The organism is Streptomyces sp. NPDC079167 (assembly GCF_040686735.1).
GTDB lineage: Bacteria > Actinomycetota > Actinomycetes > Streptomycetales > Streptomycetaceae > Streptomyces.
In genome coordinates this window covers 54,885-80,395 of record NZ_JBFBLO010000020.1, presented here as the reverse complement: position 1 = coordinate 80,395, position 25,511 = coordinate 54,885, and the positions used below count along the sequence as shown (strand labels likewise).

The window sequence follows — 25,511 nt, the reverse complement described above, 5'->3', positions numbered from 1 at the left end:
CGGGCGCTCAGTCCAGTGCGAAGGCGTCCGCGAGCAGGTGCAGTTGTGCGGCGAGGAGGGTGTCGCCGCGGTGCCCCATCCCGGCGAACTGGCCCGCCGTCTCCAGCCCCACGGAGCCGTGCAGCTGCGCCCATACGAGTACGGCGCCCGCCAGTCCGCACGCCGCGCGGCGCGTGTCCGAGGCCGTGCGCGGGGCGTACCGGGCGACCCACTCGCCGACACCGGTATCGGCCGTGAGCCAGGCCTCCATCTCGGTCACCAGAGCGGAGGCGCTCGCTCCGGGTGATCCGTCCGCGAAGAGCGGCAGGAACGGGCCGAGCACGGCCCGGGCACGGTCGCGGGTGTCGTCGGGGGCGACATAGCCCGGCACGGGGGCGCCCTGGATCAGCAGATAGCGGTGCGGCTCCGCCGACGCCCAGGCGCGGTAGGCGCCGCCCAGTGCCTGCAGCCGGGCACGCGGACTCCGCCCCGCCTCCTCCGCCGCGCCCGCCGCATCGGCGACCGCCGTGGCCGCGTCGTCGTAGGCGTCCCTGATCAGGGCGCTCAGCAGATCGTCACGGCCGGCGAAATACCGGTAGAGCGCCGGCCCCGAGAGGCCCATCTCCTTGGCGACCCGGGTCAGCGCGAGGGCACCGGCTCCCGACTCGGCGAGCTGTCGCAGCGCCGTGTCCTTGATCTCCGACCGGGTCTGCCCCCGGTAGCGGGCACGGGGGCCCTCCTGGCCTCGGACCATCGGGGACTCCTCTGCTCGCTCTGCTCGACGCTCGCACTGCTAGACGCAATCACTTGCGTTACGAAGCCTAACAAGACTGACGCCACCCCTCCGTAGGCGGCGCATTGCTATGACTCGTCGTAAGAGTTACTGTCTCTAACAGAAGTGAGAGGCCGTAACTCACGTTGAGTCGAAGGAACACACCATGACCACCACACCCGCTCTCCACACCGTCCTCGGCGCCGGACCGGCCGGCACCGCGCTGGCCCGGGAGCTCGCCACCCGCGGCCACCGGGTCCGCCTCGTCGACCGGAAGGGGCAGGGGCCTGAGATCAAAGGCGTCGGCCGGTACGCGGCGGACGTGTCCACCCCCGGGGGCGCCCGCCAGGCCGTCGAGGGGGCGGCTGTCGTGTACCACTGCGTCAACGTCGCCTATCACCTCCAGGTCGAGGTGATGCCCCGGATACAGAAGGCAGTCCTCGCGGCGGCCGAGGCAACCGGCGCACGTCTCGTCGTCCTCGACACGCTCTACCCCTACGGAGAGACGCACGGTGTGGTGATGACCGAGGACACTCCGTGGAACGCGACCAGCGGCAAGGGCGTGATGCGTGCGGAGCTCGACGCCCGGTACCTCGCAGCGCACGCGGAGGGGCGGGTCCGCGCGGTGCTGGGCCGCTCCGCCGACTTCGTCGGGCCGGGAGTGCTCAACTCCACCCTGGGCGGCGCCGTCTTCCCCGCGGCGCTCACCGGCGGCCAGGTCCCGGCCCTCGGGGACATCGACCTGCCGCACAGCTACACGTACATCGCCGATGTCGCGGCCGGGCTCGCCACTCTCGGCGAGGAGCCGTCCGGCGACGGACGCGTCTGGCACCTTCCCACGGCTCCGGCGCTCACCACGCGCCAGATCTTCGCGATGATCGAGGAGCGGGTCGGCCGGCCCCTGGATCTCACGGTCGTCGCCGAGCCGCGACCGTTCGGTCCCTTCGACGAGGTCTTCATGGCCGAGTACGCCGAGATGTTCTACCAGCACACCGAAGGCCAGACCGTCGACTCCTCCGCCGTCGAGAAGGCCTACGGGCTGTCGCCCACCCCGCTCTCCGACACGCTGGACGCCACCCTCGCCTGGTACCGGGCGTTCCTCGCCTCGCGCTGAGAGCAGTGGTCCGCCGGCACCGGGCCGGAAACGGGTTCGTGAGCACCGGTGCAAGTGCGGTATTGTTCTCATGCGCGTTCGGCCAGGGGAAACCCCAGGTCAGGCGAGCATCGGGACGTGGCGCAGCTTGGTAGCGCACTTGACTGGGGGTCAAGGGGTCGCAGGTTCAAATCCTGTCGTCCCGACTGGAGACAGTCGCAGATCAGGGCCGGTTTCGGAGAAATCCGAAACCGGCCCTCGGTCGTTCGAACGGGAGCGACTCGGGCGAAACGCGAGGTACCGCCCGGTACCGCGCCACCGGGCCACGGCGGGCGGACGACGCGGAGCCGTTAGAGGAAGCCCGTTGCGGGTACCGATGAGCGGTCGGTGCAACCGGCGCCGCAAGCGCTGAACGGGTGGTACTCATGGAGAATTCGGTCGACCGGATCGCACAGCCGTGGGGCGGCCGCACTCCATACGCCCGTGGCCAGGCGTGGCCACCGCGTGTGGACACGCACCTCGCGGAGGGGGTGGAGCCGGAGAGCGTGGAGCGGTGGGTCCAGGCCGCTTCGATTCTGCACTCCGACGGTGACGCCATGGACATCGCGGTCAAGGACGGCCGGATGGTGGGGGTGCGCGGCCGGGTGGTGGACCGGGTCAATCGCGGCCGGCTGGGGCCGAAGGACGTGTTCGGCTGGCAGGCCAATGCCTCACCGGACCGCCTGACCAAGCCGCTGATCCGTCGCGACGGGCAGTTGGCCGAGACGGACTGGGACACCGCGATGGAACTGGTGGCCACGCGCTCGCGTGACCTGCTCCGGGAGCGCGGCCCCGGGTCGATCGGCTTCTACACCTCGGGCCAGTTGTTCCTGGAGGAGTACTACACGCTGGCCGTCGCGGCCCGTGCCGGGATCGGCACGAATCATCTCGACGGGAACACGCGCCTCTGTACGTCGACCGCGGCCGAGGCTCTCAAGGAGTCCTTCGGCTGTGACGGTCAGCCCGGCACGTACGACGACATCGACCACGCGGATGTGATCGCGCTGTTCGGTCACAACCTCGCCGAGACCCAGCCCGTGCAGTGGATGCGCGTCCTCGACCGGCTGGAGGGAGGCGATCCGCCCCGTCTGGTGTGTGTGGATCCCCGGCCCACCCGGGTCGCGCGTGCGGCCACCGTGCACCTGGCCCCACGGGTCGGGACGAACGTCGCACTGCTCAACTCGCTCCTGCACGAGATCATCCGCACCGACCGTGTCGACCACGACTACGTCGAGGCCCACACCGTCGGTTTCGACGAGCTGGCCAGGACGGTCGAGGAGTGCACCCCCGCGTGGGCGTCGCGCATCTGCGACGTACCGGCCGCGCGGATCGTGGAGGCGGCCGAGGTGCTCGGCACGGCCGACAGGCTCCTGTCCACCGTCCTGCAGGGTGTCTACCAGTCCCACCAGGCCACGGCCGCCGCGGTGCAGATCAACAACCTTCATCTGCTCCGCGGCATGCTGGGACGGCCGGGCGCCGGTGTGCTGCAGATGAACGGTCAGCCCACCGCGCAGAACACCCGGGAATGCGGCGCCGACGGAGACCTCCCCGGGTTCCGCAACTGGCAGAACGACCAGCATGTGGCCGACCTCGCCGAGGTGTGGAACGTCGAAACCACGACGATCCCGCACTACGCCCCGCCCACCCACGCCATGCAGATGTTCCGCTACGCGGAACAGGGCTCGATCCGCATGCTGTGGATCAGCGGCACCAACCCGGCCGTCTCCCTGCCCGAGCTGTCGCGCATCCGTTCCGTCCTCTCGCAGGACCGGCTGTTCGTCGTGGTCCAGGACCTTTTTCTCACGGAGACCGCACAGCTGGCGGACGTGGTCCTGCCTGCGGCGACATGGGGTGAGAAGACCGGCACCTTCACCAACGCGGACCGCACCGTGCACCTGTCCGACAAGGCGGTGGAACCCCCGGGCGAAGCGAGGCCGGACCTGGACATCTTCCTCGACTACGCCGAGCGCATGGACTTCCGGGACAAGGACGGCGCACCCCTGATCACCTGGAGCGACCCGGAGTCCGCCTTCGAGGCGTGGAAGCGCTGCAGCGCCGGCCGGCCCTGCGACTACACCGGCCTCACCTACGGCGCGCTCCGCGGCGGCAGCGGCATCCAGTGGCCGTGCACCGAGGAGGCGCCGGAGGGAACCCCCCGCCTGTACACCCAGGGCGTCACCTGGGCGGAACCGGACGTGTGCGAGACCTACGGCAAGGACCTCCTCACCGGCGCGTCCGTCCCGGCAGTCGAGTACCGCTCCTCCAACCCTGACGGCAAGGCGATGCTCAGAGCCGCCGAGTTCATCCCGCCGCACGAGGCACCGAGCGACGACTATCCCTTCCAGCTGACCACCGGGCGCACCCTCTACCACTTCCACACCCGCACCAAGACGGGCCGCGCCCCCCAGCTGAACGCGGCGGCGCCCGACGTGTGGGTGGAGATCTCCTCCTCGGACGCGACAGCGCGCGGACTCGGCGAGGGCGATCTCGTGGAAGTCACCAGCCCGCGAGGCGCCCTGCAAGGGCGGCTGAGAATCACCGGTATCCGGCCCGGCCTGCTGTTCGTCCCCTTCCATTACGGCTACTGGGACACGGACTCCGGCTCGGGCCCGGACGACAGGACCCCGCCGCGCGCGGCGAACGAGACGACCATCACCGACTGGGACCCGGTCTCCAAACAGCCGCTGTTCAAGACGGCCGCGGCTGGGGTCACCCTTCTGGAGAAGAGTACGGGACGCCCTGCCCCCGCCCCCACGACCACCGCATCGGCACCTTCGCGTACGGGCAGCGTCAGGCCCACCGAAGGCGGTGTCGCAGCGCGGGTCCGGGAGACGACCGGCATGGACGGGGACGGCACCGACGGAGGCGCACAGTGAACGGAATCACCCTCACCCTGCGTGCGCTGCACCACGGAGAGCGGCAACTGGCCAAGGAACTGGTCGTCGTCGCCGAGCGCCACAGCACCGAACACGAGGTCCACCATGTGGCCAAGGACCTGGTCACATGGTCGAACGAGCACTGCGTCCGCCTGGCGGAGACAGCCGGCCACTACGGTCTGACTCTCGACGGTCCTGCGCACAGGTCCGCTTCGGGCCTCATGCCGACGATCCGCGAGAAATCCGCCGAAGCCATGGGCCATCGGCCGGAACCCGGTCTTCTCCTGCTCAAAGACCTCCGGGAACTGCACCTCGGCGCAGCCGGAAACTCGCTGTACTGGGAGATGCTCGCCCAAGCCGGACAGGCGGCGAAGGACACGCGGCTGCTGAACCTGGCAACGGCCTGCCACCCTCGGACGCTGCGCCAGATGCGCTGGACAAACACCATGATCAAGAACCTGTCCCCTCAGATCCTCACGAGCACCTGACCCCCACCTGGTCCCGCGGGCGGGGTCCCCACGGGGCCGCTCCACGGATCGGCGCGCGGTCGTCACGGAGGCCGCACCGGAACACCCGGTACGGCCTCCGTCCGCGGACGGGTCACTCAGGCGGTCTCACCTGCGGAGCCGGAACCGGCGCCCTCCGCCTCCTTGATGCCCTTGGTGATGTCGTCCAGCACCGAGAGCTTCGGCGCATCGGCGTTGATGTCGAAGCCCGAGCGGACAACCACCAGCATGTCCTCGACGTTGGGGGAGGGGAAGGCGAGCGACTCGACGTATCCGTCGTCGCCGTCCTTCGTCACCACCTTCCAGCGCACCTGATAGCCCTTCTGCCCGGCGACCGTGACGGCCTCGGACTTGAGCTCCTCGTGCGAGGTGATGCCGCCGTAGATCTTCTCGCCGTACGACTCCTCGGCGTTGGCCTTGATGTCGGCCTCCGCCGCGGCCTTCGCCGTGGTCGCCTCGACCTTCAGGGCCTGAGCCGGTGCGGAGAACACCCCGCCGCGCACACACTTCTCGGACTCGTCGCCGGGGCAGGCGTACTCACCGGTCGTCACCCCCGCGCCGATCGGTCCTGACTGGCCGGTCCAGCCGTCCGGTACGGGGATGCTTATGCCGCTGGCCGCGTCGGTGGCGTATCCCTCCTCGGTCTGCGGCATCTGCTGATCGGGGATCCCGCCCTCGCCGTCGTCCTGGCCGCCACCGTCCGGGGCGCCCGGCAGGCGGGGGCTCCCCGAAGGGGCGGGGCCCGTGGACACGGTGTCGGCGCGGTCGTCCGAGCTGTCGCCGAGCAGGTATGCGCCGCCACCGACGGCCGCGAGTACGACGATGCCGGCGGCTATGCCCGCGCCGACGCGTATGCGGCGGCGCCGGACCGTCGCGGGAGGTATCCGGAGCTGGTCGGTCCAGCGGCTCCCGTCCCACCAGCGTTCATGTAGGGGGCCGATTCCTGAGTGCCCGGGATCTGGATGCCAGCCGGGCGGGGTCGTCTGGGTCACGAGAGCACCGTAAGCGCACTGGGTGAGAATCCTATGAAACGCACAGCGTGGTCGTAGTCACCTCCGAGGTCGCCGTGCCGGCCGGAACAGCTCGCCCCCCGGGCCCCGTTCGTCGCCGACGGCCACCGGGAGCCGCCGGTCGTGCCGCGGCCTGCGAGCCTCGGACGGAGCCGTCCGGAGGTGACGCGCTACGGCTCGATCAGTCCGGCCCGGATCGCGTACCGGGTGAGCTCCAGACGGTCGCGGAGCCCCAGCTTCTGCAGCAGATTGGCCCGGTGCCGCTCGACGGTCTTCACGCTGATCACGAGCATGCCCGCGATCTCCTTCGACGAGTGGCCCTCGGCGACCAGTTTCAAAATCTCCTCCTCGCGCTCGGTGATGGCCCGCTCCGGAACGTCGCCGCCGTCCCTGACCCGGTCCAGATAGTTCCGGATCAGGGCGGTCACCGCACCGGGACAGAGGAACGGCTCATCACGCATGGCCGCGCGGCACGCCTCGACGAGATCCCGGTCGGCGACGGACTTCAGCACGAAACCCGAGGCACCCGCCTTCAGCGCCTCGAAGAAGTACTGCTCGTTGTCGTACATGGTGAGCATCAGGATGCGCAGGTCCGGCATGATCCGGGACAGCTCACGGGCGGCCTGAAGGCCCGTCAGGCGTGGCATCGCGATGTCCAGGACGGCCAGGTCGGGCCGTTCCGCGCGCGCCATCTCGACGGCCTCGGCGCCGTCACCCGCCTCGGCGACGACCTGGAGGTCCGGTTCGCCGTCGAGGATCAGCCGCACACCGCGTCGGACCAGGGCGTGGTCGTCGGCGAGCAGGATGCGGGTCTTCCCGGACCCGGCGGGGGAGTGGGACATGGTCACGCGCTTCCGTTCCGAGCGGGCACATCGAGGCGTACGTCCGTGCCGCCCGTGGCACCGGCGCCGAGAGTGAGTGTGGCGCCGATGAGCAGAGCGCGTTCGCGCATGCCGCGCAGGCCGGCGCCCTCCGGGGCGTCCCCGAGGCCGCGGCCGTCGTCTCGGACGCGCAGCTCCACCCCGGCGGGGCTTCGGAGCAGGGAGATCTCGAGCAGGGTCGCCCGGGCGTGCCGGACGGTGTTCGTGACCGCCTCCTGGGCGATGCGGTAGACGACGAGCTCCGCCTCCTCGCCCAGCGGCGGCAGATCCTTCTCCGTCCGCCGTCTGATGGTCAGCCCTTTCGGCGTCGGGGTCTCGGTCGTCAGGGCCGTCAGCGCGCTGACCAGCCCCAGCTCCTCCAGTACCCCCGGGCGCAGCCGTCGCGCGATCCGGCGGATCTCGTCGAGGCTGCCCCGGGTGATCTCCTGGACCTGGGCGAGCTCCTCGCGCAGCGGTTCGGGCGCATGACCGGTGACCCGTTTCAGCTCCAGCAGGACCGCGGTCAGGGTCTGGCCCACCTCATCGTGCAACTCCTGTGCGACCCGGCGGCGTTCGGCCTCCTGGGCCCAGAGGGCCCGGGCGCTGCTCGTCGCACGCTCCGCCTCCAGCCGGTCGAGCATGCTGTTGAACGTCTCGATCAGGGCCGCGACCTCCCCCTCGCCGGCGACCTCGGGACGCGGCCGCGGGCTCAGCAGGTCGATGGTCGTCATCGCCCTGGTGACCCGTTGCAGCGGAGCGAGCCCCAGGCGCAGGAGAAACGCGTTCGCGCCGAGCATCAGGGCCATTCCACCGGCCAGAATGAGGGCCTCGGTCAGCACCACCGGGGCGGAGACGGTGATCGGGCCGAGCAGCAGCAGGGCCCCGGCGGCCACCAGCACCGCGGCGTTGAGCAGGAAGATGCGCCAGAACAGGGACACGGCCGGCCGGGCCTCCTTCGTACGCTCGGGGAGTGTCTCCACTATGGCCGGTCCGCGCCCGGAGTCACGCGCGGGTCCGCCGCCCGGGGAGCGACTGCATGGTGCCGCCCCTCGAAGATGGGTGCCGGCCCTGATGGACCGGGACACCCCCTCGTACGACGATCGAAGTCCGGCGCACCGGCTGGACCGGGACGCGGCGGGCACGCGCCCGCGGCCCGGGGAATCGTCGAGGGAGGGAGACCTCATGGCTCACCGGGACGAGCGACTCCGGGGCGGCACCAGGACGGAACCGCCCCCCGGCGGCCCGGCGTCCGGCAGGAGGGCCCTGCGGCCGGCTCCCCGGGCCACCGCGGCCTGGGTGTGGACGGTCGTGGGACTGGGAGCACTGATGACGGGGATCGCCGTCGGCCACGGGCTGCTCATCGCGGCCGGACTGGTCGCGGCCGGAGTGGGAGGCCAGCTCTTCGACCCGGGCAACCGGCGTGGACGCCGCCCCGGTCACCGGACGGCCGCCTGAACCGCCTCCCGGCCCGCTCCCATGACCGGATGGTGCCCGGCGCCCGGTGCCCGGGCATCTCCGGCTTTCTCTGGTCCGACCACATTGCGTGTGTGACATAGTCGAGTCATGTATATCGGCCGGAGCGGGGAGTAGCGGATGCCTGTCGAGTGGCAGCCCGTGCGGCAGTCCCGAACCCATGAACTCGTCCTGCAGAGCATCGAGGAGCAGGTTTTCGCCGGGAAGCTCAGGGCCGGTGACCGACTGCCGCCCGAGCGTGAGCTCGCCCCCGTCTTCGGGGTGAGCCGTTCCGCTCTGCGGGAGGCACTCCGGGTGCTGGAGACCATCGGAGTGCTGGTCGCGCAGCCCGGCCGGGGCCCCGACTCGGGGGCCCGCATCGTGCGTAACCCGGACGATGCCCTCGGCCGGCTGCTGCGCCTCCATTTCGCCCTGGGCAGCTACAGCCTGCACGACGTGATGGAGGCCCGGGTCGCCCTGGAGCGTTCCAGTTTCGCCGCCGCCGCGACGCACGCCGTCGAGGCGGACCTGGATGAGGCGGGCGCGGTGGTCCACCGGATGTCACAGCCGGGCATCCTGCCGGAGGAGTTCAACGAGCTCGACACCGAGTTCCACGTCAAGGTGGCCAGCAGTTCGGGTAACGCGCTCACCTCGACCCTGACCGCGGCGGTGCGGGAGTCCGTGCGGCCCCTCATCCTGCGGGCCCTCGAAGAGGTGGACGACTGGGGCGCCACCCGGACGCAACTCAACGCCCAGCACGCCGAGTTGCTCCGGCTGGTGCGCACCGGGGACGGCGAGGCGGCGGCCGACCTGGCCGAGCTCCACATCCGCGGGTTCCACGGCACGCTGGTCGACGAGGACCGGGGCGGTGCCGAAGACGGCGGTACCGACGACGCCGGTACCGCCTAGCGGCAGCGCCTCGGCCCCAGGTCACGGCAGCATCCAGGAGAGCACCGACGTGGACTGGAGATAGACCAGCCCACACAGGATCGCCAGCATGCCCACGCTGTACCCGGCAACCTTGCGCAGCAGGACGCGTTCCGAGCCGGGCATCCCCACGGCGGTGGCGGCGATGGTCAGGTTCTGCGGACTCACGAGCTTGGCCACCACACCGCCCGAGGTGTTCGCGGCGACCAGCAGTGTGGGATCGATTCCGGCGGTCCGGCCGGCTGTCTGCTGCAGGTTGGCGAAGAGAGCGTTGGCGGAGGTGTCGGAGCCCGTCACCGCGGTGCCCAGCCAGCCGAGGATCGGCGAGAGGAGGGCGAAGAGTCCGCCCGCTGTCGCCAGCCAGGTGCCGATGGCCACGGTCTGGCCCGACTGGTTCATCACGTAGCTCAGCGCGAGCACCGTGGCGACCGTCATGATGGCGCCCCGCATGTTCTTCAGGGTGCGGCCGGCCGCGGAGAACGCCATGGCGCCGGTCATCGGATAGGCGTCGCGGTCCTTCGCGTACCGGTAGATCAGCGTGACCAGGACGCCCGAGGCGATCAGCAGGGTGCCCGGGTTCCCCAGGACCTCCAGCTTGTAGACCGCGCTGGACGAGGGGTCACCGCCGGACGTGAGCAGCTCGCCGTAGAGTCCCGGCCATTCGACGGTGAGATTCAGGTGACCGAGGAGCTCGGGCACGTCGACCGCGCCGACGTCCAGCTTGGCGACGGCGAAGATCGCGATCACCAGGATGTACGGCAGCACGGCGTAGGTGACCCGGCGCGGCGTGAGCGCCTCGTTCTCGACCTGGGAGCGCTGGTCGTCGGGGGTGCGGGGCTTCCAGAAGCGCAGCATGAGCACGGCGGCGCCGAAGCCGGCGAGTGAGGCGACCACGTCGGTGAGCTCGTAGGCGAAGTGGCTGGAGCACCAGTACTGGGCCACCGCGAAGACCGCCCCGGTGACCAGCGCGATCGGCCACAGCTGACGGACGCCACGGGTGCCGTCCACGACGAACAGCAGCAGCAGGGGCACGAAGAGGGCGAGCAGCGGGGACTGGCGGCCGATGACCGCGGCGATGTCCTCCGCCGGGATGCCGGTCAGATTGCCCGCCGTGGTGACCGGGATGGCCATGGCGCCGAACGCGACGGGCGCGGTGTTGGCGAGAAGGACCGTCACGGCGGCCTTCACCGGTGGCAGGCCGAGTGCCATCAGCATCACGGCTGTGATGGCGACAGGAGCGCCGAATCCCGCGAGCGCTTCGAGCAGGCCGCCGAAACAGAACGCGATGAGCATCGCCTGGACGCGCAGATCACCCCGGCCGACAGCGCTGAACGAGCGGCGCAGGTCCTCGAACCTGCCGCTGACGACCGTGAGCTCGTAGAACCAGATCGCCGCGACGACGATGAGCATCACCGGGAACAGGCCGAAGAGCAGGCCCTGGGACGCCGAGAGCAGGCCGAGTTCGACGGGCATACGGAACCCGGTCACCGCCACGAGGAGGGCCGTGAGCACCGAGCCCAGCGCGGACACCAGTGCCGATCGCTTCGCCACCATCAGGAGCAGGAAGAACACGGCGAGCGGGATCAGACTGACCAGTGCGGTCGCCAGAAGGCTGTCCGCGATCGCATGTACATCCGGTGTGTACGAGGCAAGCGCGGTGGCAGGTGTGGGAGCCACGGAATTACTCCTCATCGAGTGGTACGGGGCGGGGTGAACCGGGATCTGTGCCGTGTACCGCCCTACCGGGGCCTCGTACGGATGCGGAGCTCCTGGAGCGGACAGCAGGCGGGCAGTTGGTTCGAGCGATCAGTAGGACACCGCATATGTCCTATGTCAATAAGGTCGGACCGATTGCTTGGTAGGTCACTTCGAGGGCAAGTTCGGTGGAGATGCGGGTGAAAGCGCTTGCTCCGCCGTCGCGCGATGTCCACTGATGAGTGCTGCCTTCTTCTGCGTTTCCCTTCACGAATCGGACTGAGGGTAGTATGGTCCGACCACAACTTGCGATCGGGGAGGCCCCATGCGTATCGGACTCTTCGCCACCTGCCTGGGAGACACACTCTTCCCGGAGGCGGTGAAATCCACCGCGGTGCTGCTCGCCCGCCTTGGCCACGAGGTGGTCTTCCCGCCGGACCAGACCTGCTGCGGCCAGATGCACGTCAACACCGGCTACCAGCGCGAACCCGTCCCGCTGGTGCGCAACTTCGCCGAGCAGTTCGGGGACGCCTCGATCGACGCGGTCGTCATGCCGTCCGGATCGTGCGCCGGCTCGGTGCGCCACCAGCACGAGATCGTCGCCGAACGGTACGGCGACGCGGCCCTCCGCGCCGGGGTCGCCACGGTCAAGGACAAGACGTACGAGCTCTCCGAGCTCCTCGTCGACGTCCTCGGAGTCACGCAGGTCGGCGCCTACTTCCCGCACCGGGTCACCTACCACCCCACCTGCCACTCCCTGAGGATGCTGCGGGTCGGTGACAAACCGCTGCGGCTGCTGCGCGCCGTCGAGGCGATCGATCTCGTGGAGCTGCCGGAGGCCGACTCCTGCTGCGGCTTCGGCGGCACCTTCGCCGTCAAGAACGCCGAGACCTCCACCGCGATGCTCCAGGACAAGATGCGCAACATCGCCGCCACGAAGGCCGATGTCTGCTCCGCCGGGGACTCCTCCTGCCTGATGCACATCGGCGGCGGGCTCTCCCGCATCAAGTCCGGTACGCGCACCCTGCATCTCGCCCAGATCCTCGGGTCCACCCGCACCGCGCCGTACGCCCTGATGGAGGCCACCCGATGAGCACGTTCCTCGGCATGCCCGCCGCCCCGCCCCGTTCCCCGTACGGGACCGGGAACCTGCGGGGGGAGCGCAAGTTCCCCAAGGCCGCCCACGACGAACTGCGCAACGAGCAGCTGCGCCGCAACCTCGGCCGGGCCACCCACACCATCCGCGCCAAACGCATCGGCGTCACCGGCGAACTCCCGGACTGGGAGGAGCTGCGTGACGCCGGATCGGCCATCAAGACCGACACCATGAACCGGCTGCCCGAACTGCTCGAGGAGCTGGAGCGGAAGGTCACCGAGCACGGTGGCACCGTCCACTGGGCGCGTGACGGCGTCGAGGCCAACGAGATCGTCACCCGGCTGATCAAGGACACCGGCAGCAGTGACGTCATCAAGGTCAAGTCGATGGCCACGCAGGAGATCGGCCTCAACGAACACCTCGAGGCCCAAGGCATCACGCCCTACGAGACCGACCTCGCAGAGCTCATCGTGCAGCTCGCCCACGACAAGCCCTCGCACATCCTGGTCCCCGCGATCCACCGCAACCGGGACGAGATCCGGGAGATCTTCCTCAAGGAGATCCCCGGCGTCGACCCCGCGCTCGACAACGTGCCCGCGCATCTGGCCGCCGCCGCCCGCGCCTATCTGCGCGAGAAGTTCATGACCACCAAGGTGGCCGTCTCCGGTGCGAACTTCGGCATCGCCGAGTCCGGGACCCTCTCCGTCGTCGAGTCCGAGGGGAACGGCCGGATGTGCCTGACCCTGCCCGACACCCTGATCACCGTGATGGGCATCGAGAAGGTCCTGCCGCGCTTCCAGGACCTGGAGGTCTTCCTCCAGCTGCTGCCGCGATCCTCCACCGGCGAGCGGATGAACCCCTACACGTCGATGTGGACCGGGGTGACCCCCGGGGACGGCCCGCAGGAGTTCCACCTCGTCCTCCTCGACAACGGGCGTACGGCCGCGCTCGCCGACAAGGTGGGCCGCGAAGCCCTCAACTGCATCCGCTGCTCGGCCTGTCTCAACGTCTGCCCGGTGTACGAACGGGCCGGCGGACACGCGTACGGATCGACGTACCCCGGCCCCATCGGCGCGGTCCTCACCCCGCAGCTCGCCGGGATGCACGCCGCCAAGGACGACCCCAACAGCTCGCTGCCCTACGCCTCCAGCCTCTGCGGTGCGTGTTTCGACGCCTGTCCGGTCAAGATCGACATCCCTTCGCTGCTGGTCGAACTGCGCCACCAGAACACCGAACAGTCCGGCACCACGGCGGAGAAGCTGGCGATGAAGGCCGCCGCCACCGTGATGAAGTCACCGAAGCTCTACACGGCCGCGCAGAAGGCCGCCTCCCTCAGCCGCTCCGTCGGCGTGGGCGGACGCGACCGCACCATCTCCCACCTGCCCGCACCGTTCGACGGCTGGAGCGACAGCCGCGACACCGCGGCACCGCCCAAGCAGTCCTTCCGCTCCTGGCTCGCCTCCGTCGAAGGCGCGGCCACCATGCGGGACGCCTCGGCGGAGGGCGCCGCCCGGCGCGCCGACGACCACCAGGAGGAACAGTGACGACCACCGCGCGCGACACGGTGCTCGGCCGGATCAGGGATGCCCTGGCCATCGCCCCCGCCCCCGGCGTCGAGATCCCTCGGGGGTACCGCACCGGCCGCACCCTTCCCGACGACGAACGTCTGGAACTGCTGACCGACCGGCTCGTCGACTACAAGGCGCAGGTCCACCCCTGCACCGCCGACCGTACGGCCGAGGTCATCGGCGAGATCCTGCGCGAGCGCGGTGCCCGCCGGATCGGCGTTCCGGACGGCTTGGACGAGCAGTGGCTCACCGCCTACGACGGTGAGATCCAGCGGGACTCGGCGGACATCCCCGCCCCGAGCCTCGACGCACTGGACGGGGTGGTGACGGCCTCCGCCGTCAGCTGCGCGGAGACCGGCACGATCTTTCTCGACGGATCGTCCGACCAGGGCCGGCGCGCGCTGTCCCTCGTCCCCGACCTCCACGTCTGCGTGGTCGACCTGTCCTCCGTCGTCGCGGGCGTCCCCGAGGCGGTGGCCCGGCTGGTACCCCGGAGGCCGACGACACTGATCAGCGGCCCCTCGGCCACGTCCGACATCGAACTGGAGCGTGTGGAAGGCGTCCACGGCCCCCGCACCCTCGCGGTGGTGATCCGCACCGACGCCTGAGGACCCGGGTGCCCGCCGTCGGCGCGCGCACCCGGGTACCGGCTTCGTCAGGCCTCGAGGTCGTAGATGACGAACTCCTCCCAGGCTCCCGTGATGTCGGCCGAGCGGGCGCGCAGCACGTACTGGAGCGAACCGGTGTAGCTGTTCTCCATGGTGACGAACAGTCCGTTCAGCGTGGACTGGAACGCGAAGCGGTCCAGGTCCTCGTTGTAGAACAGGACGAACCGCTCCCAGCCGCCCACGCTGGTGGAACGGGCGCGCAGCATGTTCTTCGCGCTGCCGGTGTAGTTCTTCTCGACCGCCACATAGCGGTTGTTCGCCAGGGACTTCATGGCGAACGTCTCCGAGGTGTCGTCCCACTCGAAGGCGAATCCCTCCCACGACCCGCCGACATCCAGGGAACGGGCCCGCAGCGCACCGGTGTTCGGAGCGGCGTAATTCACCTCGGTGGCGACGAACTGTGCGTTGCGGCCCGACTGCAGGGCTACGAGTTCGGTGACCCCGGCCGCGGCGGAGACGCCCTCACCGGCGGCGGAAGGCGCCTTCCGGGCGTCTGCCCCCTGGGCGGTACGGGCCAGCTCGGCCCCGTCCACCGTCTCCCAGCCGCTGGGCACGGCGGCCGGCCTGTCCGCCGAGGGCGCGGCCCCGGCCACGGGTACGGCCAGCGCGGACGCCGCGACAAGGGCGCTCAGGGAAAGAAAAACGGACGTGATGCGTCGCACAGGTATTCCTCACTTGTCGTCAAAGAATTCCGGGCCTGCGGGACAAAGGGATCGCCATGGTTTCCGGTCGCTTTATCGACGGATTCGCCGAGTGAACGGCACGGCCCCAGACACGCGCCGTCAGCCGTATTCGCGGCATGACGGAACGACCCCCTTTATTTCCCCACCCCGAAACTGCTGTCCACGCCCCTCCCCGGGCGTTTCGACAGTCGCTCCACCACCCGGCGGAGCGGGATCAGCGTAACGGTGCGACGTGATGTTCGAAAATGATTTCGGGGGATTCTGTGGAGTTCCGGAAACGGTCCCCTTGCATTCCCGATTCCGCAGCATTCCGTTCAGGCAGGTGAAACTCTCCGTTTGCCGAGCGCCTCAGGGAACGTGGGTGACCTCCAGCGGCGCGAAGCCGATACGGGTCGTCGCACCGTCCTCGGCCCACCGCACCGCGACCGTCTCCCCGTCCACGTCCACCCCGGTCACCGCCGCGCCGAGGGGCCCGGGATCCGCCTCTCCGGTGAGCGAGGCCAGCGCCACCAAGACCTCGGTTCCCTCCACCTCGGCACCCAGCCGGGGCAGCACGGCCCACCGCGTGAACGCCGTGCCCTGCGGAGCCCGTACGTCTTCCTGCTCCGGCCAGCCGTACAGACCGTGCAACTCGGAACGCACCGGGCCCTGGGGATCCGTCGCCCAGCCCGTCAGTTCGGCCCGGGCGCCGGCGGGCGCGCCCAGGACCCGGTGCACCCGCAGTTCGTACCTGCCCCGGACGACCGTGACGCTCTCCACCCGCAGCCCCGGCACCGTCGGCGGGCCCTCGGGGAAGACGGGACGGTGCCAGGACGCGGCCCAGCCCCAGCCGTCGCCGTGCCCCGCGCCCAGCGGATGGATGCGGACCCGGCTGCTGCGGGCCCCACCGAACCGTACCGACAGATGGTTGTCCGCGGTGTTCGCGGGCGCCGTCGGGCCGGTGGCCGTCGAGTACGCGAGGCGCGCGTAGAGCGGGTCCGCCACATCAGCCGTCTCGCCCTCGTGCGGCCGGACATGGTCACTGCCGTGGTTGTGCAGCCGCACCACGCCGTCCGCCTGTGTCGACTGCACCAGCAGTCCCGGCGACGGCAGCGCCAGCACCCGGTCCGGACCCTCGCTCGGGGCGGGCTCCTCGTCCGCCGTCCACAGCGGGTGCTCCGGCGGGGCGAGCAGGGCGACGAACGCCTTCGACGCCCAGTACGGCGACGACGGACCGGAGTACACCTGGAGCGTCGCGTCGTGCGGACCGTGCCAGCCCAGGCTCAGCAGACCGTCGTCCCCGGCCGACCCGCGCTCCAAAAAGTATCGCAGCGATCCGCTGACCAGCCGGCGCGAGACACCCGGCGCCAGCGGGGTGTGCCCGGACACGGCGCCCATCGCGACCGCCGCCCCCGCCGCGAAACGGTAGGTGAGGGAACGCCCGAAGTGCATCGGGGAGCCGTCCGCGCCGAACATCAGGGAGAAGCTCTCCAGATGTTCGCTCAGCCGTGCCCCGTAGTGCGCGGACAGCTCCGCGTCGCCCGACAGATACGCGTCCAGCACCGGATACAGGTGCAGCGCCCAGCCGTTGTAGTGGTCGAAGGCGCGCCCGTCCCCGTCGGCGTACCAGCCCTCGCCGCTGTACCAGACCTCCAGCAGGTCGAGCGCCCGCTGCCGGGCACGGGTCGTCTCCGCGTCGCCCCGCCCCACCGACTCCAGGAACCCGGCGACGGAGAAGGGGAAGAGATACCAGTTGTTGGGTGCGGGCGTGTGCCGCAGCGCGCCCCGCAGCCACTCCTCCGCACGGTCCTGCGTGGTGGCGTCCAGCCGGTCCCACAGCCACGGCCGGGTGAGCCGCAGCCCGATCGCCACCGAGGCCGACTCCACCATCGGCTGGCCGAAGACGGTGTGGTCCAGGATCAGCGGCCAGGACTCGGCGTCGTCCCGCCCGGCCGAGCGCGTACCGGCGGTGAGCCCGTCGGCGTACCGCTCCAGCCAGTTGTGCGGGTCCTTGCCCTCCGCGCCGGCGACCCGGAACGCGGCGGTGAGGAACGTACGGGCATAGCCCTCCAGGCCGTCGGACCGGACCCCGGAGCGGGAGGGCCGGCCCGGCAGGTCGAGGAGGGCCCGGCCGGGGGTGGCCCACTTCCAGGCGGCCGCCAGCAGCCCGTCCGCCACGGCCTCCCAGTGGCCCCGGGTGTAACCGGTGTGCGGGCTCAGCGCGCGGTCCTCGGAGGGGAGCTGAAAGGGGGTGGTGGTCATGCGAGAAACGCCAGCCTTTCGCGTCGTACGGGATGGATGAAGCCGTCGCCCGCGGCCCACCGGGCGACCTCGCCGACGGCCAGATCGGCCAGCCGCCGCAGCTCGTTGCCCTGGGAACCCGCGAGATGGGGGGTGATGAGCGCGTTGTCGCAGTCCCACAGCGGATGGCCGGCCGGCAGCGGGTCCGGGTCGGTGACGTCGAGCACCGCCCGGATCCGGCCGGCACGCAGTACGCCGGCGAGGGCGTCCTGGTCGACGACCGCGCCGCGGGACGTGTTGATCAGCACGGCGTCGGGCCGCATCGAGGCGAGCAGCCCGCGGCTGACCAGCCCCGTGGTCGCGGGCAGCAGCGGGGTGTGGACGCTGACCACGTCGCTCTCCACGAAGAGTCCGGCCAGGGAGACGGGGCGGACACCGAGCCCGGCGGCCTCCTCGTCCGTGACGTAGGGATCGTGGAGCAGCACCTGGAGGTCGTACGGCCGGAGCAGTTCGATCACCCGCCGGCCGATCAGGGAGGCGGACAGGATGCCCACCGTGCGCCGGTAGTTGCCGACACCGGGCGGCATCGCGAGCCAGTTGTCGCGCGTACGGGTGGCCCGGTACTCCCCGGCCCGCTCGATGACCCGCTTGCCGGACAGCAGGATCATCGCGACGGTGTACTCGGCGACCGGGAGCGCGTTGGCCGCCGCGGCCGACGACACCTCGATGCCCCTGTCCCAGCAGGCGTCGGTGACATGACCGCGTACCGAGCCAGCCGTGTGCACGACGGCCCGCAGCGCGGGAGCGGCGGCCAGGACACCCGCGTGGACCGGCGGGCACCCCCAGCCGGTGATCAGGACCTCCGTGTCCGCGAGTACGGCCCTGGCCTCCTCGGTCGTGAAGTCGTCGATCGCCGGCAGAGGCGCGAGATCACACACCTCGGCCAGCGTCGCCAGGGCGTCGGGGGAGAGCACCGCGGCTGCGGCTTCCGCTCCCATGGCGAGCGCGGCGCGCGGCCGGCGGGGGGCGGGGGGAGTGCTGGGCATGGTTCTCCTGTGCGGTGGTCCGGGCGGGGCGGCACGGTTATTTGACGGCACCCGCCGTCAGTCCGGACCGCCAGAATCGCTGGAGCAGGGCGAAGGCGAGGATCAGGGGCAGCACCGCGAGCAGCGAGCCCATGACGACGACGGGGTAGTACTCGGGTGACACGGACGCGGCGCTGTTCCAGGAGTACAGGCCGAGACTGACCGGATACAGGTCCTGGTCGGAGAGCATCACCATGGGCAGGAAGAAGTTGTTCCAGATGGCGGTGAGCTGGAAGAGGAACACGGTGACCAGCCCCGGCCCCAGCATGCGGAGCGCCACCCGGAAGTAGGCGGCCAGCTCGCCCGCGCCGTCCATCCGCGCGGCCTCGAGCACCTCGTCGGGCACGTACCCCTGGCTGAAGATGCGGCCTAGGTAGACACCGAACGGATTGAACAGGACGGGGATGAACACGGCCCAGAAGGTGTTGACGAGACCGGCGCCGGAGGCCATCAGATAGAGCGGCAGGGCGAGCACGGTCTGCGGCACCATGACGGCGGCCAGCACCAGGCCGAACAGCTTCTCCTTGTGAGCGAAGCGGTACTTGTCGAAGGCGTACCCGCAGGCGACGCTGATCAGCGCGCCGAGGGCCGCGCCGAGCACCGCGTACAGCAGGCTGTTGCCGTACCAGCGGCCGTACAGCCCGCCGTCCATGGCGAAGAGGTCCTTCATGTTCTGCACGAAGGAGAAGCCGCTCGTCGACAGGATGTCGCTGCTGAACAGGGCGTCCCTGTCCTTGGTGGAGGCGAGCACCAGCCACAGCACCGGCAGCAGGGTGTAGAGGACCGAGACGAAGACCACCAGGTTCACGACGGAGCGCCCGAGAAGCCGGGGCCGCAGGGGTGAGGCGGTGCGGGACACGGTCGACGCGCTCATCGGGAGCCCCCATCGGCGGAGTTGGCGCGGTTGGTCCAGCGGGTCACGCCGTAGGAGAGGGCGATCGTGCACAGGAGCAGGATGACCGAGGCGGCCGCCGCGAGACCGTAGTTGTTGCGGGTGAAGGCCGCGTCGTAGATGTACATGCTGGGCGAGAAGCGCGAGTTGATCATCGGGGTCGACTGGCTGAGCAGCATCGGCTCGGTGAAGAGCTGGAGCGCGAAGATGAGTGTGAACATCGCGACCATGACGATCGACGACCGCACCAGCGGGGCCTTCACCTGGAGTGCCGTGCGGACCGGGCCCGCGCCGTCGACGACCGACGCCTCGATGACCTCGCGGGGGACCGCCTGCAGGGCGGCGTAGAACACGACCATGTTGTAGCCGAGGTTGCTCCACAGCGCGATGTTCACGATGGACGGGAGCACCATGTGCACCCCGAGGAAGTCCACCGTGATGTCGGCGTTGCCGAGCAGGTCGATGACCGGACTGATGCCGGGGGTGTACAGATACAGCCAGATCAGAGCCGCGATGATGCCCGGAACGGCGTGCGGCAGGAACAGGGCGAGCTGGACGGTGCCCCGCAGGCGGACCACCCCGGAGTCCAGCAGCAGGGCCAGCGCGAGGGCGCCGATCACCATCAGCGGGATGTAGACCACGCAGTACAGGGCGACGACGCCGAGACCGCTGAGGAACGTCGGGTCCGCCAGTACGGCGACGTAGTTGCGGAGCCCGGCGAAGACCGTCCGCTCCGGGCCGAAGCCGAGCCCGGGCTGGTCGTCGCTGAAGAAGCTCAGATGGACGGCTGTGGCGACCGGGATCAGGAAGACGGTCACCAGAAGGACGAAGAACGGGGTCATCAGGGCGCCGCAGGCGCCGAGTTCACGACGCCGGGCGGACCTGCGGGAACCGGGCGCCGGCGCGGCGGCGGCCGGGCTCTGTGGGGACGGCCGGGCGGGGGCCGCCGGTACGGACACAGGGGTGGCGCTGGTCATGGTGTCACCTGCCTCTCTGCTGCTGGGAACGAAATGCTGATCGCCTGTCAGGTCGAGCGCCGGGTGGTGGAGAGCCCGAGCGCCCTGAGGTCCGGCATGGTGCCTTCCTCCGCCGCCCGGACCGCTCCGATGATGGAACCCTGGCCGCCGCTCGCCCGCGCCAGTCCGTCCTTCATGAGTCTTCCGGTGGCCGTCATGCGGGGGCCCCAGATCCAGCCCGGGCGGATCTTCCGCGCCTCCTGCTCGAAGAGGGTGTAGATGTCCTGCCCGCCGTAGTAGGCCGCTTCGAAGGCCTTGCGGCCCACGTCGACGAGGCCCGGCGCGGCGGGGTACTGACTGCTCGCACCGCTGGAGAGCCGGGCCCGCAGAGCGTCCGGGTGCGAGACCTGCCACTCGATGAACTCCATGGCGGCCTCCGGGTGAGCGCTGTCCTTGGTGATCGCGAAGGTCGAACCGCCATGGGTCCCGACACCGGGATCGGCCGGGTCCCACTGAGGGCTCGGCGCGAGTGCCCACTTCCCCGTCTGCTTCGGCCGGGCCTTCATCTGGGCACCGGCGTCCCACGCGCCGCTGAGCCGGCTGAGCACCAGGCCGTCGCCGATCTGGACGTCGCTCTGACGGCTCTCCACCGCGTTCATGAAGACCAGGTCCTGGTCGGTCAGCCGCTGCCAGAAGGCGGCCACCCGCCGGGTGGGCGCGTCGGCGAGCGAGACGTTCCAGGCGCCGCCCGCCGTGTCGAACCACTGGGCACCCGCCTGCCACGCGAACGCGGCGAGGTGCGTGTCACCGTCCGTCGGGAAGAGCGCCATACGGCGGTCTCCGCCCTTGCTCCGTACGGTCCTCGCCGCTTCCTCGAAGTCCTCCCAGGTGCGCGGGACGCTCAGCCCGTACCGCTCGAAGAGGTCGGTGCGGTAGTGCAGCACCAGCGGTTCTATGTCGAGCGGGACGCTGAACACCCGCTTCTCGAAGGTCGTCAGTCCCAGGGCCTGCGGCAGCAGTTTCGACCGCAGCCCCTCACCGACCAGGTCCGTGATGTCGCGGCAGACCCCGTCGATGGCGAAGCCCGGGACCTGCATGTATTCGATGGTGGCGACGTCCGGGGCGTTGCCGGCCCGTGCGGCGCTGCTGAGTTTGGCGTAGCCGCCCTGGGTCCCGGAGGGGACCTGCTGGTAGTCGACCTCGATGGTGTCGTGATTGCGGTTGAACGCGTCCACGACCTCCTGACTGCCCCGCAGGGCGGACCAGAAGGTGATCCGCGTCTTCCTGCCGGTCCTGCTGCTTACGTTCCTGCCGGTACTGCTCGTACCGCCCGATCGTGTGTCTCCGCCACCACCTCCGCAGGCGCTGAGAGCGCCCGTCAGAGGCAGTGCGGCGATCGTGGCGAGCACGGATCGACGGCTCTGTCGACCAGGCATGTGCGCCTCCCGCGGCTCCTGATTCGAGACACGGGAATACTGATCGGCTGATCGGTAGCGGTCAATAGATCGATCAAAAGAAGATTGAAGTGTTCAAACGATCAGTTATCGGCGCGGGGCAAATCCCGCGTCGAACCGCGCACTTCGAGGCGGGGAAGCAGCTCCACCCTGCGCACCGGACCGGGCGCGCCGGCCGGCTGCGCCAGCCGGTGCAGGAGCAGCTCCGCCGCCGCCCGCCCGATCTCCGCCCTCGGTGGAGCGACCGCGGTGAGGGCGGTGCTGCCCAGCGCCGCGACGACGTCGTCGTACGCCACCACCGAGACGTCCCGCGGCACCCGTATCCCGTGCTCCGCCAGCCGCTGCACCAGCATCAGGGCGTCCTCGTCACCGTGCAGGACGGCGCCGGTCACACCGCGCTCCCTCAGCAGCGCCGTGAGATCCGGGACCGCTTCCCGTGTGCCGGGCTCCCCGGGGCCCGCGTTCGGGGAGCTGAGCACCACCGACCAGTCCTCCACCTCGGGCCGGGAGGCGGCTATGTCGGTGAACGCCGCCCGTATCGAGCGCGCCGTCGGGCTGTCGTTCCTCGCGGCGAGGACGAGCCGGCGGTGGCCGAGCGAGATCAGGTGGTCCACGGCGAGGTGGATGCCGTACCAGTGGTCGGAGCACACCGAGTCCAGGGCGTGCAGCGCGCTGCCGGGCCGGGGACGCCGCTCCATCAGGACCGTCGGCACCTCCATCTCGGCGAGCCAGCCGTAGTCCGCCTCCTCGCCCGCGGCGCTCCGCCACCGGGGGGCGATCAGCAGGCCGCGCGCTCCGCCTGCCAGCGCCCGTTCCACCTGCGGCCGTTCCGCGCCGGCCGCCTGCGGGGCGATGTGCAGGGTGATCCGCGACCCGGCCTCCTCCAGGGCCGTCCTGGCGCCGTGCAGGGTCTCGTAGAGGTACGAATGCCGCTCCGGGACGACCAGCGCGATCGCGGCGCCTTCCCCGGCCGGCTCCCCGCCACGGGCGGCCGGCACGGCCGTGGCCGGGCCGTCGTCCCCCAACGGCCGGACCACCCCGTGCCCGCGCCGCAGCATCCCCGTCCTGGCCAGCTCCTCCACGTCCCGCCGGAGCGTGACCGCCGAGACGTCCAGCTCCTCGGCGAGCGAACTCACCTTGACGGCACCGCGTGCGTGCACCACCGCGAGAATGCGCTTGCGCCTCAGCTCAACCGGCTCCCGCATGCTGGCCCCCTTGCCTACCGCTGTGCGATGTTCGTTTGAACGTTTCTCTGAGTGATCGCAGCATAGCGAGGGACCACCGCTCGGGGCGCTCACAGGAGGCAACGATGATCAGCCGAGAGGAAGATGCGTCTACCATCTGATCCGGAATGGACACCATCACCCTGTGGCCACTGGCCGCGCTCGCGGCGGCCTCCCTGCTCGTCGGCTTCTCCAAGACGGCCGTCAGCGGCGCCAACACGATCAGCCTCGCGGTCTTCGCGGCCGTACTGCCGGCCCGCGAATCGACCGGAGTGCTGCTCCCGATCCTGATCGCCGGCGACATCCTCGCCGTGCTGGTCTACCGCCGGCACGCCCACTGGCCCACGCTGCTGCGGCTCTTCCCCGCCGTCGCCGCGGGTGTGGTGGCGGGCACGGTATTCATGCTGTGGGCCGACGACGAGGCCGTGGCCCGCTCGATCGGCGCGATCCTGCTCTTCATGGCGGGCGTCACCCTCTGGCGGCGACGCGCCCGCCCCGAGGCTCCCGCCGCGGAGGGGGAGGACACGGACGAACCCTCGCGCGGCGGGCGCCTCAAGGCCCGGACCTACGGGGTGCTGGGCGGCTTCACGACCATGGTCGCCAACGCGGGCGGCCCCGTGATGTCGATGTATCTGCTTTCCGCGGGGTTCCGGAAGCTCGGCTTCCTGGGCACGTCGGCGTGGTTCTTCCTGATCGTCAACACGTCCAAGGTGCCCTTCAGCGTGGGACTCGGCCTGATCGACGCGCAGTCGCTGATGCTGGACGCGGCCCTGGTGCTGTTCGTCGTACCCGGTGCCTACCTCGGCCGCGCCTGCGTCGGCCGGATCAACCAGAAGCTCTTCGACCGCATCGTCATCGGGGCCACCGTCCTGGGCGGCCTCCAGCTGCTGCTGCGCTGAAGACCGCCCGGGGGAGCGGGTGTCAGATGATGCCCTCGGCGATCTCCGCCTGCTCACGGGCGTTCCCGTACGCGGCCGGCGTGCTGTACGAACGGCGCGCGACGAACCACCACACCGTGGCCAGGGCCAGCACCGCGACCAGGGCGATCGACGCGTAGTTCATCGAGTCGATCGTCACCGGCGAGGACTGCGGCAGCAGGAAGAGCACCGTCACCACGGCGACCCACACCACGGCGATCCAGCCGATCGGCTTCGACCAGCGGCCGAGGTGCCAGGGGCCGCGCTGGAAGCGGTCCCCGGCGCGCAGCTTCAGGTAGATCGGAATGGCGTACGCGGGCGTGATCCCGATGACGTTGATCGCAGTGACCGCGCCGTACGCGGTCGCGGAGTACAGCGACGGCACCGCCAGCAGCGCGGCGAAACCCACGGAGAGCCACACGGCGGGCACCGGGGTCTGCGTACGCGCGCTCACCTTGCGCCACAGCGCCGAGCCCGGCAGCGCGTTGTCCCGGCTGAAGGCGAAGACCATCCGGCTCGCCGCCGCCACCTCCGCGTTGCCGCAGAACAGCTGGGCCGCGATGACGATCAGCAGCATGGCCGTGGCGCCCGCAGTCCCCAGCGAGTCGATGAGGATCTGCGCGGGCGGCACCCCGGTGGCACTGTTCTGGGTGCCCGCGTAGTCCTGGATGGCGAAGGTCAGTCCTGCCAGGAGGACGAAGCCGGCGATCCACGAGACCCAGATCGCGCGGACGATGCCCTTGGCCGCCGTCACCGAAGCGTTCGAGGTCTCCTCGGACAGGTGGGCCGAGGCGTCGTAACCGCAGAAGGTGTACTGCGCCAGGAGCAGACCGATCGCCGCCACATAGATGGGGTTCTCCCAGCCCGTGTCGTTGACGAACTCGGTGAAGACGAAGGACGGCGACTGGTGGTTCGCGGGCACGATCGCCAGCACCGTCACGATCACCGCGACACCGGCCAGGTGCCACCAGACGCTGATCGAGTTGAGGATACTGACCAGGCGCACCCCGAAGAGGTTCAGCACGGCGTGCAGCAGCAGGATGCAGAGGAAGATCACCATCGTGGAGCCGGGGGTGGGATCGAACCCCCACTGCAGGTTGAGCAGAGCGCCCGTGAACAGCGCCGCCCCGTAGTCGATGCCGGCGATCGCGCCCAGCAGACCGAGCAGGTTCAGCCACCCCGTGTACCAGCCCCACTTACGGCCACCGAGCCGGTCGGCCATGTAATAGAGGGCCCCGGACGTGGGGTACGCGCTGGTGACCTCGGCCAGGGCCATGCCCACGCAGAGCACGAACAGGCCGACGCCGGCCCAGCCCCAGAGCATCACCGACGGGCCGCCGGTCGACATGCCGAAGCCGTACAGCGTCATGCAGCCGGAGAGGATCGAGATGACAGAGAAGCTGATCGCGAAATTGCCGAAGCCGCCCATGCGACGAGCCAGCACCGGCTGATAGCCGAGCTCGCGCAGCCGCTGCTCCTCGTCCTGGTGCGGCGTGGGCTCCGTGCTCGACGGGGTCGAGGCGGATATGGACATGGAGAC

At 70.3% G+C, this 25,511-nt stretch carries 22 protein-coding genes and 1 tRNA gene; 10 read left to right on the top strand and 13 right to left on the bottom strand.

What is annotated here, in order from left to right; all coding sequences use genetic code 11:
- Positions 1 to 7 precede the first annotated feature (7 nt).
- Complete coding sequence (locus AB0P41_RS30830; RefSeq protein WP_365935407.1) at positions 8 to 733, bottom strand: TetR/AcrR family transcriptional regulator; 726 nt, start codon at positions 731 to 733, stop codon at positions 8 to 10.
- A gap of 184 nt (positions 734 to 917) precedes the next feature.
- Between AB0P41_RS30830 and AB0P41_RS30825 the strand changes: the two genes are divergently transcribed.
- The 4 genes from AB0P41_RS30825 (at position 918) to AB0P41_RS30810 (ending at position 5,247) form a co-directional block, all read left to right on the top strand.
- Positions 918 to 1,865 (top strand): NAD-dependent epimerase/dehydratase family protein, encoded by a 948-nt coding sequence (locus AB0P41_RS30825; RefSeq protein ID WP_356715576.1) that lies wholly within the window; start codon positions 918 to 920, stop codon positions 1,863 to 1,865.
- A 111-nt stretch (positions 1,866 to 1,976) separates the two neighbouring features.
- Positions 1,977 to 2,050 (top strand) — tRNA-Pro (locus AB0P41_RS30820).
- Between the two features lie 219 nt (positions 2,051 to 2,269).
- Positions 2,270 to 4,759: a nitrate reductase gene (locus AB0P41_RS30815; RefSeq protein ID WP_365935404.1), complete on the top strand. Its 2,490-nt coding sequence runs from the start codon at positions 2,270 to 2,272 to the stop codon at positions 4,757 to 4,759.
- A complete protein-coding gene (locus AB0P41_RS30810; RefSeq protein ID WP_356715580.1) occupies positions 4,756 to 5,247 on the top strand; it encodes a hypothetical protein in 492 nt (163 codons plus the stop codon). Before AB0P41_RS30815 ends, AB0P41_RS30810 begins: the two co-directional genes overlap by 4 nt.
- Positions 5,248 to 5,363: 116 nt before the next feature.
- Here the strand turns inward: AB0P41_RS30810 and AB0P41_RS30805 are convergent, their stop codons facing one another.
- From AB0P41_RS30805 to AB0P41_RS30795, 3 genes are all read right to left on the bottom strand, one after another.
- Positions 5,364 to 6,257, bottom strand: a complete 894-nt coding sequence (locus tag AB0P41_RS30805) for a DUF2510 domain-containing protein (protein ID WP_356715582.1) — start codon at positions 6,255 to 6,257, stop codon at positions 5,364 to 5,366.
- Between the two features lie 188 nt (positions 6,258 to 6,445).
- Positions 6,446 to 7,117 (bottom strand): response regulator transcription factor, encoded by a 672-nt coding sequence (locus AB0P41_RS30800; RefSeq protein ID WP_365935402.1) that lies wholly within the window; start codon positions 7,115 to 7,117, stop codon positions 6,446 to 6,448.
- Between the two features lie 2 nt (positions 7,118 to 7,119).
- Positions 7,120 to 8,073: a sensor histidine kinase gene (locus tag AB0P41_RS30795; RefSeq protein ID WP_365935400.1), complete on the bottom strand. Its 954-nt coding sequence runs from the start codon at positions 8,071 to 8,073 to the stop codon at positions 7,120 to 7,122.
- Positions 8,074 to 8,317: 244 nt separating this feature from the next.
- On the opposite strand from AB0P41_RS30795, the gene AB0P41_RS30790 reads away from it, so the two are divergent.
- Together AB0P41_RS30790 and AB0P41_RS30785 are read left to right on the top strand one after the other, a co-directional pair.
- Entirely contained in the window at positions 8,318 to 8,590 is a 273-nt protein-coding gene (locus tag AB0P41_RS30790; RefSeq protein WP_365935398.1) for a hypothetical protein, read from the top strand.
- A gap of 138 nt (positions 8,591 to 8,728) precedes the next feature.
- Positions 8,729 to 9,496, top strand: coding sequence for an FCD domain-containing protein (locus AB0P41_RS30785; RefSeq protein ID WP_356715592.1), 768 nt, complete (start codon positions 8,729 to 8,731; stop codon positions 9,494 to 9,496).
- Between the two features lie 21 nt (positions 9,497 to 9,517).
- Here AB0P41_RS30785 and AB0P41_RS30780 read toward each other — a convergent pair whose 3' ends face one another.
- Positions 9,518 to 11,206 carry an L-lactate permease gene (locus tag AB0P41_RS30780; RefSeq protein WP_365935395.1) on the bottom strand — a complete coding sequence of 563 codons (1,689 nt, stop codon included), beginning with the start codon at positions 11,204 to 11,206 and terminating at the stop codon, positions 9,518 to 9,520.
- A 328-nt stretch (positions 11,207 to 11,534) separates the two neighbouring features.
- Here AB0P41_RS30780 and AB0P41_RS30775 point away from each other — a divergent pair, with 328 nt between their 5' ends.
- From AB0P41_RS30775 to AB0P41_RS30765, 3 genes are read left to right on the top strand one after another with little or no spacing between them, the layout of a single operon-like run.
- Positions 11,535 to 12,302 (top strand): (Fe-S)-binding protein, encoded by a 768-nt coding sequence (locus tag AB0P41_RS30775; RefSeq protein ID WP_356715597.1) that lies wholly within the window; start codon positions 11,535 to 11,537, stop codon positions 12,300 to 12,302.
- On the top strand, positions 12,299 to 13,849 hold the full coding sequence (locus AB0P41_RS30770) for a lactate utilization protein B (protein ID WP_365935393.1): 1,551 nt from the start codon (positions 12,299 to 12,301) through the stop codon (positions 13,847 to 13,849). Before AB0P41_RS30775 ends, AB0P41_RS30770 begins: the two co-directional genes overlap by 4 nt.
- Positions 13,846 to 14,481: an LUD domain-containing protein gene (locus tag AB0P41_RS30765; protein ID WP_356715601.1), complete on the top strand. Its 636-nt coding sequence runs from the start codon at positions 13,846 to 13,848 to the stop codon at positions 14,479 to 14,481. The genes AB0P41_RS30770 and AB0P41_RS30765 overlap by 4 nt, the downstream gene beginning before the upstream one ends.
- A gap of 47 nt (positions 14,482 to 14,528) precedes the next feature.
- Here the strand turns inward: AB0P41_RS30765 and AB0P41_RS30760 are convergent, their stop codons facing one another.
- The 7 genes from AB0P41_RS30760 to AB0P41_RS30730 form a co-directional block, all read right to left on the bottom strand.
- Positions 14,529 to 15,194, bottom strand: coding sequence for a hypothetical protein (locus tag AB0P41_RS30760; RefSeq protein WP_356715705.1), 666 nt, complete (start codon positions 15,192 to 15,194; stop codon positions 14,529 to 14,531).
- A gap of 378 nt (positions 15,195 to 15,572) precedes the next feature.
- On the bottom strand, positions 15,573 to 17,465 hold the full coding sequence (locus tag AB0P41_RS30755; protein WP_365935391.1) for a DUF2264 domain-containing protein: 1,893 nt from the start codon (positions 17,463 to 17,465) through the stop codon (positions 15,573 to 15,575).
- Positions 17,462 to 18,490, bottom strand: coding sequence for a hydroxyacid dehydrogenase (locus tag AB0P41_RS30750; RefSeq protein ID WP_365935390.1), 1,029 nt, complete (start codon positions 18,488 to 18,490; stop codon positions 17,462 to 17,464). The genes AB0P41_RS30755 and AB0P41_RS30750 overlap by 4 nt, the downstream gene beginning before the upstream one ends.
- Before the next feature lie 37 nt (positions 18,491 to 18,527).
- Positions 18,528 to 19,403 (bottom strand): carbohydrate ABC transporter permease, encoded by an 876-nt coding sequence (locus AB0P41_RS30745; RefSeq protein ID WP_356715607.1) that lies wholly within the window; start codon positions 19,401 to 19,403, stop codon positions 18,528 to 18,530.
- A complete protein-coding gene (locus tag AB0P41_RS30740; RefSeq protein WP_365935388.1) occupies positions 19,400 to 20,398 on the bottom strand; it encodes a sugar ABC transporter permease in 999 nt (332 codons plus the stop codon). The genes AB0P41_RS30745 and AB0P41_RS30740 overlap by 4 nt, the downstream gene beginning before the upstream one ends.
- Positions 20,399 to 20,445: 47 nt before the next feature.
- Positions 20,446 to 21,813: an extracellular solute-binding protein gene (locus tag AB0P41_RS30735; protein WP_356715611.1), complete on the bottom strand. Its 1,368-nt coding sequence runs from the start codon at positions 21,811 to 21,813 to the stop codon at positions 20,446 to 20,448.
- Between the two features lie 101 nt (positions 21,814 to 21,914).
- Positions 21,915 to 23,036, bottom strand: coding sequence for a substrate-binding domain-containing protein (locus tag AB0P41_RS30730; RefSeq protein WP_365935386.1), 1,122 nt, complete (start codon positions 23,034 to 23,036; stop codon positions 21,915 to 21,917).
- 146 nt (positions 23,037 to 23,182) lie between these two features.
- Between AB0P41_RS30730 and AB0P41_RS30725 the strand changes: the two genes are divergently transcribed.
- On the top strand, positions 23,183 to 23,953 hold the full coding sequence (locus AB0P41_RS30725) for a sulfite exporter TauE/SafE family protein (RefSeq protein WP_356715614.1): 771 nt from the start codon (positions 23,183 to 23,185) through the stop codon (positions 23,951 to 23,953).
- A gap of 22 nt (positions 23,954 to 23,975) precedes the next feature.
- On the opposite strand, the gene AB0P41_RS30720 is transcribed toward AB0P41_RS30725, so the two are convergent.
- Positions 23,976 to 25,505: an amino acid permease gene (locus AB0P41_RS30720; RefSeq protein ID WP_365935384.1), complete on the bottom strand. Its 1,530-nt coding sequence runs from the start codon at positions 25,503 to 25,505 to the stop codon at positions 23,976 to 23,978.
- Between the last annotated feature and the right edge of the window lie 6 nt (positions 25,506 to 25,511).